An 11,182-nucleotide genomic window follows, 5' to 3' on the forward strand; every position below is an offset into this window, starting at 1 on the left:
CCCAGAGCGCGCGCATGGACGGCGACACGCCGATGCCTTAGATATCCCAAGTGTAGCCATTCAAACTCCTTTTCCGCAGGACGCATCGACCGGGCGGAAAAGACCCAGCGACCTTGTCCTGCCCCTTGAAACCCAAGCCGTGGCAACCAAAATACAAACCGCTGATGTAAAGGAAGTTAACATATGTCCCTGAAAAACCCCGCCGCGCTGGAATTTCTGCAGGTGCGCCGCTCTCGTCCGGCAAAAACGCTGATCGCTCCGGCTCCGACGCGGGATGAGCTGTTGCCGCTGCTGACCGCAGCCGCGCGCAGCCCTGATCATGGCAAGCTTGAGCCTTGGCGCTTCATCGTGCTGGAAAAAGGCGCCATGGCGCGTCTGGCCAGCCTGACCGAGGACTGCGGCACCGCTTTGGGCAAAAGCCCCGAAGACATCGCAAAGGCGCGCAGCCAGTTCGATTTGGGACATCTGGCGGTGGCCGTGATCGAGGTTCAGAAACCGTCCGAGAAAATCCCCACCATCGAACAGACCTATTCGGCGGGAGCGGTCTGTCTGGCGTTGTTGAACGCGGCATTGGCCGCAGGATGGGGCGCCAACTGGCTGTCCGGCTGGCAGACCCATGACCGTGCCTTCTGCCAAAAGGCATTTGGGCTGGCCGACAATGAGAGCGTCGCAGGCCTGATTCATATCGCCACCGAAGGCAGCGCCCCGCCCGAGCGTCCACGGCCTGATGTTGCCGCCCTGACGGAATGGGTCGCGGAATGATCATCCTCAACGCGTTTTTTGCAGCGCTGGGTCAGATCGGAGACCCAAAATTCCGCTCTGTCCTGTTTCGGGGTATCGGGCTGACAATCCTGTTGCTGATCCTAGCCTGCGCGGGCGCGATCTGGTTCATCAATTCGCTATCCGGCAACGAGATTTCACTGCCTTTCGTCGGCACGGTTTCGTGGCTGAACGACGTGCTGAACTACTCGGGTATTTTACTGGTGCTGGTGTTGCCGGTGTTCCTGATGGTGCCGGTCGCCTCGGCCATCACCTCGATCTTTCTCGAGGACGTGGCCCAGGCCGTTGAGGACAAGCACTATCCAACCCTGCCCAAAGCCCCAAGGATACCGGTCTCCGAGGCCGTCATGGATGCGTTGGGATTTTTGGGCGTTCTGATCCTGGCCAATATTCTGGCCCTGATCCTCTACGCGATCTTCCCACCCTTCGCGCCCTTCATTTTCTGGGCGATGAACGGGTTTCTGCTGGGTCGAGAGTACTTTACGCTGGCTGCCATGCGCCGTTTGGGCCGTGACGGGGCACGCAAGCTACGCGCCAAACACGTCACCACCATCTGGGCGGCAGGAACGCTTATGGCAATCCCGCTTTCCGTTCCTTTGGTGAACCTTGTGATCCCGATCCTCGGGGCGGCCACGTTCACCCATATCTACCACAAGCTTTCGGACACCTGAGGTTAACGCGGCTCCAACTGGTTCAACCAGTCGAAGTCGCGCACAGAAATCGCGCCTGATAGGATGATCCCGGCGATGATCGCCCATAGAATGATCGAAATGCCGGTGGTGATCCACATCTTCTTTTTCATGTGATGCTCTTCCGGCGCACCCGCATGGGTGCCCGGAACGATATCCCCCAGATCGCCCTGCGTCTTGATACGAATAGGCAGAACGATCAGCAGCGTCATGAACCAGATGACAGCAAACAGAACCAAAGCGGCAGTGATAGTCATGTCAGGCCCTCCGGGCTGGCGTTACACCTGTTCCAACTCGACCAGGCAACCGTTGAAATCTTTGGGGTGCAAGAACAGCACCGGTTTGCCATGGGCGCCGATCTTGGGTTCACCCGAGCCAAGGACGCGCGCGCCGGTTTCCTTAAGATGGTCACGCGCGGCGATGATATCGTCGACCTCGTAGCAGACGTGGTGGATACCTCCGGCGGGGTTCTTTTCCAGAAACCCGTTGATCGGGCTGTCATCACCCAGCGGATACAGAAGCTCGATTTTCGTGTTGGGCAATTCGATGAAGACGACCGTCACACCATGATCGGGTTCATCCTGAGGCGCGCCCACCTTGGCGCCCAGCGCATTGCGGTATTGATCCGATGCGGCCTCAAGGTCCGGAACGGCGATGGCAACGTGGTTCAGGCGTCCAATCATGATAGTCTCCTCTGTCCTGCGTTGCTTGGGTTATGGGGGCTGCCCGGTCAAAGAACAAGTGCGCCAAATTGCCCGTTAACCCTGTGTTAGCCAGAAGTTCCTAGCGTGAGGCATCTGCTGGATAGGAGAGCTGCCATGGACGATTCGGGACCATTGACCACCATTGCCACACCCACCGCGACCCGGCCGTTGCGGGGACAGACCATTCTGGTTGTCGAAGACAGCCGATACTCCTGCGACGTGATCCGCCTGATGTGCCTGCATAGCGGCGCCCGGATCCGGCGCGCAGATTGCCTGAAATCGGCCCGACGTCACCTGCAAATCTATCGCCCCTCGATTATCGTCGTCGATATGGGGTTGCCGGATGGCTCGGGCGCCGATCTGATTGCCGAACTGACGCAGGCTACCCCTCGGATCGGCGTGATCCTTGGCATGTCCGGCGATGACTGCACCCGCGAACAGGCGATGCAGGCCGGGGCAGATGGATTTCTGGATAAACCAATCAAATCCATGGCCTTCTTTCAAAGAACCATTCTCGAGCTGCTGCCCGAAGACCGCCGCCCCAGCGAACTACACGCGGTCCGGGATGAGCAGATCCATCCAGATCCCCTCGCCTATCAGGACGACATGGCCCATATCGCCGATGTGCTGGCCGGTCCGAATGATCACCGCACATTGGACTATGCAGCCCAGTTTCTCGGCAGCGTCGCGCGTGAGGCCAATGATCTGGTCTTGATCAAGGCGGCACAGGACCTTGCCGCGTCGCGCTCCGAGGGCACGCCGATCACCGCACGCGCCGCGCAAGTCGCCGGGATCGTTCAGGACAGATTGCAGCAGAAAGAGGCTATCTGAATTGATCACCGCCTATTTCATCACCGCATCGCTGTTGTGTTTGTGGATATACCGACAGGCCCGAAACTCGGCTCGGACCATCCGGGCGAAACGGGTCGGAGTGGCCAATCCTCTGGACTAAAGTGTGGCAGGGTATTCGTGTCGCAGGCTTAACCCGAAGCGATCTAGGTCAGGTTTGCTTGATGCGCTGAGCGACACCACCATCGCGGGAAGGTCACTGGCATATCAGGGGATTGAGGTGGCGAGACAGAACCGAAATACAAACGCAGTCTTGCCCCGGTGATCGACGCGATCAGGTGATACGCACTTAAAGCTTTGTTTCACCCCCTCAAAAGCAAACCGCCCGCTTGAAGCGGGCGGTAGTCTCTTTATTCCTGTGGGATGATACGAAGGCCCAGCTCCATCAATTGATCCGAGCTTGGATCGGACGGCGCATCCATCATCAAATCTTCGGCGCGTTGGTTCATCGGGAACATCATGACCTCGCGAATATTGGCCTCATCCGCCAACAGCATCACGATCCGGTCGATACCCGCAGCACAACCACCGTGTGGCGGCGCGCCGTAGTGGAACGCGTTGAACAGGGCGCCAAATCGGGATTTCACTTCGTCCTCACCGTAGCCTGCCAACTCAAATGCTTTCAGCATGATTTCCGGCTTGTGGTTCCGGATCGCGCCAGAAACCAGCTCATACCCGTTGCAGGCCAGATCGTATTGATAACCACGCACGTCCAGAGGATTGCCGTTCAGCGCCTCCATACCGCCCTGCGGCATCGAGAACGGGTTGTGTTCAAAGTCGATCGCGCCGGTTTCCTCGTCCTGCTCGTAAATCGGGAAATCCACGATCCAGGCAAAGGCAAAACGATCTTTCTCAGTCAGGCCCAGCTCATCACCGATCACATCACGCGCCTTGCCAGCGACCTTTTCAAAGGCCTTGGGCTTGCCCCCAAGGAAGAACGCCGCATCGCCGACGCCCAGACCCAGTTGCTGACGGATCGCCTCGGTCCGTTCGGGGCCGATATTCTTGGCAAGCGGGCCAGCGGCCTCCATCCCTTCGCCCTGATCGCGCCAGAAGATGTAACCCATCCCCGGCAGACCCTCTTTCTGGGCAAACGCGTTCATACGGTCACAGAACTTGCGGCTACCGCCAGTCGGCGCTGGGATGGCGCGGATTTCGGTGCCTTCCTGCTCCAACAGCTTCGCGAAAATCGCGAAGCCAGACCCGCGGAAGTGGTCGGAGACCACTTGCATTTTAATAGGGTTCCGAAGGTCGGGCTTGTCACTGCCATACCACAGGGCCGCGTCCTTGTAGGAAATCTGCGGCCAGTCCTGATCCACCTTACGGCCGCCACCGAACTCTTCGAACACGCCAGTCAAAACGGGCTGGATCGTGTCGAACACGTCCTGCTGTTCGACAAACGACATCTCAAGATCAAGCTGGTAGAAATCGGTCGGCGAACGATCAGCGCGCGGATCTTCGTCACGGAAGCACGGCGCGATCTGGAAATACTTGTCGAAGCCCGACACCATGATCAGCTGCTTGAATTGCTGCGGCGCCTGCGGCAGTGCATAGAACTTACCCGGATGCAGACGCGAGGGCACCAAAAAGTCGCGCGCGCCTTCGGGCGAGGACGCGGTGATGATCGGCGTCTGATACTCGCGGAAACCCTGATCCCACATGCGGCGACGCATTGATGCCACAACGTCCGAGCGCAGGGTCATATTCTGCTGCATCGCCTCGCGGCGCAGGTCGAGGTAGCGATAGCGCAGGCGGGTTTCCTCGGGGTATTCCTGATCGCCGAACACCATCAGCGGCAGTTCGTCGGCGGCACCCAGAACCTCAAGCTCTCGCACGTAAACCTCGATCTCGCCAGTTGGCAGTTTCGGGTTCACCAGATCGGCGTCACGCGCTTTGACGGTGCCGTCGATGCGGATACACCATTCCGAGCGAACTTTTTCAAGCTCGGCAAAAGCCGCGCTGTCGCCATCGCAGAGAACTTGTGTCACACCGAAATGGTCGCGCAGGTCGATGAACAGCACGCCGCCATGATCTCGGACCCGATGCACCCAACCGGACAGGCGGACGGTTTCACCGACATTGGCGGCGGTCAGAGCGGCGCAGGTGTGGCTGCGATAGGCGTGCATGGAATATCCCTTCGGGCGCAGAATTCGTCGCGCCGATACACCCTGTCAGGCTTGGAAAGTCAAGGCAGGTCGCGCCGTCAAAACGGCCTTTGAACGTTGCCGGAATAGAAATACACGCCCAGACCCACGGCAAAGATGATATTCCCTGCAATCGCGTGCAGCAGCACCGCGTAGAAGAAGGACCCTCGTTTGCGATAGGCCCAGCTGAACAGCAGGCCGCCAACAAAAGTCATGACGGCGACGATCCAGCTCCAGTACATCAGATGGGCGAAGGAAAAGATGGCCGCGTTCAGGAGGTCGGCCTTGCGGCCTTCAGGCAGGACCCCATGGTAGCGGCGGTAAAACAGCGGACGGAACAACAGCTCTTGCGGTAGCGCAGACAGTAGCGGATAGCCGACCCAGATAAAGGCCAGCATCTCGGGCCGGTGCATCAAAAGGAAAAAGGCGGCATCCGGGCGGGTCAGGTAGATAAGAGCAATGCAGAACAGTGCGGTAGCTGTCGTGAACGCGACCAGTTCACGGACCGACCAGTTTGCCCAATTGTAGCGAAGTTCGGCCCATTGGAAGCCCGGTGTGGCATGCAACAGGACAATGCCCAGCCCAGTGAATGCAAACAAAGCCGGGAACATCCAGTTGGGCGGGAACAGGACTGCAATCAGCAGAGGGACCGCAACGAAGAACGCACCGAACTCAAGCCGCAGACGCCCCATCGCCACCGGTCGGTGATCCAACGCGCTGTCGTTGCTCATAGTGCCACCAGCTTTGCGGGGATTAGGCCGCGCAGAGAGTTGCCCATATAAATCGCCTTGGCGGAACTCAGATCATTCATGGTTAGAACGGCCTCGGCCCAACCCTCCTCCAAAAGCTGTTCGCGCAGAATGCCCGGCAAAAGACCGCAGGACAGAAGGGGAGTAAGCCTGCGCCCGTCCGGCATTTCAATGAACAGATTGGTGATGGTTCCTTCGCACAGCTCTTCCCGCTCGTTGAGGAACATCAGCTCGTCAATGCCATCCGGCAGGGAGGCTCGGGCAGAATCGTAGACAGTGCGGCGCGTGGTTTTGTGCTGCAACCATATGTCGTCCGAGTTCAGCCGGGTCTGAGAAATCCCCAACCGCCAGATCTCAGGATTGCCAGCTAACGCGGCCGTGGTCAGGTCAAAGCCTCCATGGACATCCATGGTCAACCGACACCGCAAGGGGGCATCGCTAGTAGCGCCGGACAATATCGCAAGCACCGCATTGCGGTCGAAGGACAGCGCCAAGTCCTTTGCCGTACGTGCCATGCGGTCAAGGTGCCGATCACGCCGCACGAAGCCCTGATCGGGGTGAAAGCCAAGGGTTTCGATCAGGCGGAAATCAGGCTCAACTGGCGGGCGAATCGGGCTTTCCATAGTGCCTCCTCGTATTCAGATGGGGCTGTGCTGTCCCAAACCACGCCGCCGCCGACATTCAGGGTGGCGTTTCCATCGTCCATCATCAGTGTGCGGATGGCGACGTTGAATTCCGACCGGCCATCCGGCGCGGCCCAGCCGATAGTTCCGCAATAGATATCACGCGCCCAGGGCTCCAGCTCGGACAGGATCTCCATCGCACGGATCTTGGGCGCGCCGGTGATGGAACCACAAGGGAACAGAGCCGTGATGATGTCGGACAGCCCGGCCCCGACCTGCAGCTGCGCCCGCACCAGCGAGACCATCTGATGCACCGTAGCATAGGTTTCGACCTTGAACAGCTCGGGCACGTGAACCGAACCGGGCAGCGCCACGCGGCTGATATCGTTGCGCAGCAGGTCAACGATCATCAGGTTCTCGGCCCGGTTCTTCTCATCCGAGGACAGGAAGTTGCGGCGGCGGGCATCTTCTGCCATGTCCTCACTGCGCGGTTGGGTGCCCTTCATGGGCCGCGTTTCGATCCGGCCAGTCTCATCCGTGCGGAAGAACAGCTCGGGCGAGCGGCTTAGAAGGTCCGGCAGACCGTCCTGTTGAACCAGTGCTCCGTGGCCGACCGGTTGGCCGGACGTCAGCGCCGCGTAGAGCGCCGCGCTCTCCCCATCGACCTGCAGATCAATCGGGAAGGTCAGGTTCGCCTGATAAATATCCCCTGCCCCGATAGCATCATGCACTGCCCGGAAGGCCTGACTGTAGCGTGCTTCATCCCAACGCGGCTGAAACGCGGATACGCCGCCTTGCGCTTTGGGTAGCGCGCCTTGATCCGGTGCGTCATAGACGCCGAAACACAGCAGCGGCAGTTTCCGTTCACGCGGCAACAAACCAAGCAGCCGAGGTTCCAGCACATAGCCCAGCTCATAGCTGGCATAACCAGCCAGCCAACTACCCGCCGCGCGCGCGTCATCGAGGGCCGCCAACGCCTGTGGCACCTCGTCCGCGGCATCCGCCCGGATGATGTGGGATGGCCGGTCGAACCGGGTTCCCGGACCGGCAGGTCCCTGATCAAAACGAATACGCAAGTGCATCCTCATAAGCCGTGATGCGCGATATAGAGAATACTCTGCCAAGGGAAAGGGGGGAAAGCGGCAATTTCACCTCTGTTCCCGATACCTCTTGCACCTTTTCGCGCGGTCCCTATAACGCAGGACAATTTGGGCGCTGGGGCGGTGCCCTGACTCGCTGACAATCGAAGGAACAAGGCCATGCCGAGAAGAACCGACATCCAGTCGATCATGATCATTGGGGCGGGTCCCATTGTTATCGGACAAGCCTGCGAGTTTGACTATTCCGGTGCTCAGGCATGTAAGGCGCTGCGCGAGGAAGGGTACCGGGTCATTCTGGTGAACTCGAACCCGGCGACGATCATGACCGATCCGGGTCTGGCCGACGCGACGTATATTGAGCCGATCACTCCCGAAGTGGTCGCCAAGATCATCGAGAAAGAGCGCCCCGATGCCCTGCTGCCGACCATGGGCGGTCAGACCGGCCTGAATACCTCGCTCGCGCTGGAAGAGATGGGTGTGCTGGACAAGTTCGGCGTCGAGATGATCGGCGCCAAGCGCGACGCCATCGAAATGGCCGAAGACCGCGCCCTGTTCCGCGAGGCGATGGACCGGCTGGGCCTTGAGAACCCCAAGGCGACCATCGTGACCGCCCCCAAGCGCGAAGACGGCTCCACCGATCTGGATGCTGGCGTGCAGATGGCATTGGATGAGCTGGAAGAGATCGGCTTGCCTGCCATTATCCGCCCTGCTTTTACCTTGGGCGGCACAGGCGGCGGTGTGGCCTATAACCGCGAGGACTACATCCATTTCTGCCGCTCGGGCATGGATGCCTCGCCGGTCAATCAGATTCTCGTCGACGAAAGCCTGCTGGGTTGGAAAGAATACGAGATGGAGGTGGTGCGCGACACTGCCGACAACGCGATCATTGTATGTTCCATCGAAAACGTCGATCCGATGGGCGTGCATACGGGTGACTCGATCACTGTGGCCCCTGCCCTGACCCTGACCGACAAGGAATACCAGATCATGCGCAACGGCTCGATCGCCGTTCTGCGAGAGATCGGTGTCGAAACCGGCGGGTCGAACGTACAATGGGCGATCAATCCCGAAGATGGTCGCATGGTCGTGATCGAGATGAACCCGCGTGTATCGCGCTCATCCGCTCTGGCCTCCAAAGCGACCGGTTTCCCGATTGCCAAGATCGCCGCGAAACTAGCCGTCGGCTACACGCTGGACGAGTTGGACAACGACATCACCAAAGTCACGCCCGCGTCGTTCGAGCCGACCATTGACTATGTCGTCACAAAGATCCCGAAATTCGCCTTCGAGAAATTCCCGGGGTCTGAGCCCTACCTGACCACCGCGATGAAGTCGGTAGGTGAGGCAATGTCCATCGGTCGCACCATCCACGAATCGATGCAAAAGGCGCTGGCTTCGATGGAATCGGGTCTGACCGGTTTTGATGAGATCGAAATACCCGGCCTGAACGTCGGCGTTTGGGAAGAAGCGGACGACAAGGCTGCCGTGATCAAAGCGATCAGCCAGCAGACCCCAGACCGCCTGCGCACCATCGCGCAGGCCATGCGTCATGGTCTTTCCGATGATGAGATTTTCGGCGTTACCAAATTCGACCCTTGGTTCCTGGCCCGCATCCGCGAGATCATCGAGGCCGAACGCCAGGTCCGCAAAGACGGCCTGCCGGTCACCGAGGACGGCATCCGAAAACTGAAAATGCTGGGCTTCACCGACGCACGTCTGGGCAACCTGACTGGCCGTGACGAAGACAACGTCCGCCGCGCCCGCCGCAATCTGGGCGTAAAGGCCGTGTTCAAACGCATTGACACCTGCGCCGCCGAATTCGAAGCGCAGACACCTTATATGTACTCGACCTACGAAGCTCCGATGATGGGTGAAGTCGAGTGTGAGGCGCGTCCAAGCGACCGCAAAAAGGTCGTCATCCTCGGCGGTGGTCCGAACCGGATCGGTCAGGGCATCGAGTTCGACTATTGCTGCTGTCACGCCTGCTTCGCACTGACCGACGCGGGTTATGAGACCATCATGGTCAACTGCAACCCTGAGACGGTTTCGACCGACTATGACACCTCGGACCGTTTGTACTTCGAGCCGCTGACTTTTGAGCATGTCATGGAAATCCTGACGAAAGAGCAGGAAAACGGCACGCTGCACGGCGTCATCGTTCAGTTCGGCGGTCAGACTCCGTTGAAACTGGCCAACGCGCTTGAGGCCGAAGGCATTCCGATCCTCGGCACCACGCCCGACGCGATCGACCTGGCCGAAGACCGTGAACGCTTCCAGGCGCTGGTCAACGAGCTGGGCCTGAAGCAGCCGAAAAACGGCATCGCTTCGACCGATGAACAGGCGCTTGAGATCGCCGAAGAAATCGGCTTCCCGCTGGTGATCCGCCCTTCTTACGTTCTGGGTGGCCGCGCGATGGAGATCGTGCGCGATATAGATCAGCTGCGGCGCTACATCAACGAGGCCGTTGTGGTCTCGGGCGACAGCCCAGTTCTACTGGACAGCTATCTGGCGGGCGCGGTGGAGCTGGACGTCGATGCGCTGTGCGATGGCACCGACGTTCACGTTGCGGGCATCATGCAACACATCGAAGAGGCGGGCGTTCACTCGGGTGACTCGGCCTGTTCGCTGCCGCCCTATTCGCTTTCGAAAGAGATCATCGAACAGATCAAAGAACAGGCGTTCAAACTGGCCAAAGCGTTGAACGTGGTCGGCCTGATGAACGTTCAGTTCGCAATCAAGGATGGTGAGATCTACCTGATCGAAGTAAACCCGCGCGCCTCGCGTACCGTTCCCTTCGTCGCCAAAGCCACCGACAGCGCGATTGCGTCCATCGCAGCGCGGGTCATGGCGGGTGAGAAACTGGCGGACTTCCCGAAACGCCCGCCCTACAAAACAGTCGACGACAGCAAGATCGCCGACCAGATGACGCTGGCCGACCCGGACATGCCGTGGTTCTCGGTGAAAGAGGCCGTGCTGCCCTTCGCCCGCTTCCCCGGCGTCGACACCATTCTGGGCCCGGAAATGCGCTCGACTGGTGAGGTCATGGGCTGGGATCGCGACTTCCCGCGCGCCTTCCTGAAGGCACAGATAGGCGCTGGCATGGTGCTGCCGTCATCGGGCCGCGCATTCATCTCGATCAAGGACGCCGACAAAGGGCCGGACATGTTGGAGGCCGCGCGCGTTCTGGTCGATCAGGGCTTTGAACTGGTCGCCACACGCGGCACGCAAACCTGGTTGGACACGCAGGGCGTACCTTGCGAAGTGGTCAACAAGGTCTATGAGGGACGCCCCGATGTGACTGACCTGATGAAAGACGGCGGTGTTCAGCTGGTGATGAACTCAACCGAAGGCGCACAGGCGGTGGAAGACAGCCGGTCGATCCGCTCAATCGCTCTGTATGACAAGATCCCCTATTTCACCACCGCCGCCGCCAGCTACGCAGCAGCGTTGGCGATCAAGGCGCAGGCCGAAGGTGACGTCGAGGTGAAATCGCTGCAGGGCTGACCTGCAGCACCAAGGAAAAAGCAAAACCCCCGGTCGTTGA

General features: G+C 59.6%; 10 protein-coding genes. 4 read left to right on the forward strand and 6 right to left on the reverse strand.

Translation table 11 applies throughout. The features are described 5' to 3' along the window. Positions 1-183: 183 nt before the first annotated feature. Complete coding sequence (locus ACR0NO_RS03720) at positions 184-762, forward strand: nitroreductase family protein (protein ID WP_480723018.1); 579 nt, start codon at positions 184-186, stop codon at positions 760-762. Beyond that, entirely contained in the window at positions 759-1,451 is a 693-nt protein-coding gene (locus ACR0NO_RS03725) for an EI24 domain-containing protein (RefSeq protein ID WP_480723019.1), read from the forward strand. The genes ACR0NO_RS03720 and ACR0NO_RS03725 overlap by 4 nt, the downstream gene beginning before the upstream one ends. 2 nt (positions 1,452-1,453) lie before the next feature. On the opposite strand, the gene ACR0NO_RS03730 is transcribed toward ACR0NO_RS03725, so the two are convergent. Continuing rightward, complete coding sequence (locus tag ACR0NO_RS03730) at positions 1,454-1,726, reverse strand: DUF1467 family protein (protein WP_480723020.1); 273 nt, start codon at positions 1,724-1,726, stop codon at positions 1,454-1,456. Positions 1,727-1,747: 21 nt separating this feature from the next. Continuing rightward, a complete protein-coding gene (gene mce / locus ACR0NO_RS03735) occupies positions 1,748-2,152 on the reverse strand; it encodes a methylmalonyl-CoA epimerase (RefSeq protein ID WP_170374728.1) in 405 nt (134 codons plus the stop codon). Between the two features lie 135 nt (positions 2,153-2,287). Here mce and ACR0NO_RS03740 point away from each other — a divergent pair, with 135 nt between their 5' ends. After that, complete coding sequence (locus ACR0NO_RS03740; protein ID WP_170643123.1) at positions 2,288-3,004, forward strand: response regulator; 717 nt, start codon at positions 2,288-2,290, stop codon at positions 3,002-3,004. Positions 3,005-3,372: 368 nt separating this feature from the next. On the opposite strand, the gene aspS is transcribed toward ACR0NO_RS03740, so the two are convergent. The 4 genes from aspS to ACR0NO_RS03760 all read right to left on the reverse strand — a co-directional run bounded on the left by aspS (position 3,373) and on the right by ACR0NO_RS03760 (position 7,620). After that, on the reverse strand, positions 3,373-5,148 hold the full coding sequence (aspS, locus tag ACR0NO_RS03745) for an aspartate--tRNA ligase (protein ID WP_480723021.1): 1,776 nt from the start codon (positions 5,146-5,148) through the stop codon (positions 3,373-3,375). 77 nt (positions 5,149-5,225) lie between these two features. After that, the gene (locus tag ACR0NO_RS03750; protein WP_480723022.1) at positions 5,226-5,897 is read right to left on the reverse strand and encodes a CPBP family intramembrane glutamic endopeptidase; all 672 of its coding nucleotides are present in this window, start codon (positions 5,895-5,897) and stop codon (positions 5,226-5,228) included. Further along, the gene (locus ACR0NO_RS03755) at positions 5,894-6,538 is read right to left on the reverse strand and encodes an aminotransferase class IV family protein (protein ID WP_480723023.1); all 645 of its coding nucleotides are present in this window, start codon (positions 6,536-6,538) and stop codon (positions 5,894-5,896) included. The genes ACR0NO_RS03750 and ACR0NO_RS03755 overlap by 4 nt, the downstream gene beginning before the upstream one ends. Then, positions 6,493-7,620, reverse strand: coding sequence for an aminodeoxychorismate synthase component I (locus tag ACR0NO_RS03760; RefSeq protein WP_480723113.1), 1,128 nt, complete (start codon positions 7,618-7,620; stop codon positions 6,493-6,495). Before ACR0NO_RS03760 ends, ACR0NO_RS03755 begins: the two co-directional genes overlap by 46 nt. 177 nt (positions 7,621-7,797) lie before the next feature. Between ACR0NO_RS03760 and carB the strand changes: the two genes are divergently transcribed. Continuing rightward, positions 7,798-11,142 (forward strand): carbamoyl-phosphate synthase large subunit, encoded by a 3,345-nt coding sequence (gene carB / locus ACR0NO_RS03765; protein ID WP_480723024.1) that lies wholly within the window; start codon positions 7,798-7,800, stop codon positions 11,140-11,142. Positions 11,143-11,182: the final 40 nt, after the last annotated feature.

The organism is Ruegeria sp. CL3 (assembly GCF_056536505.1).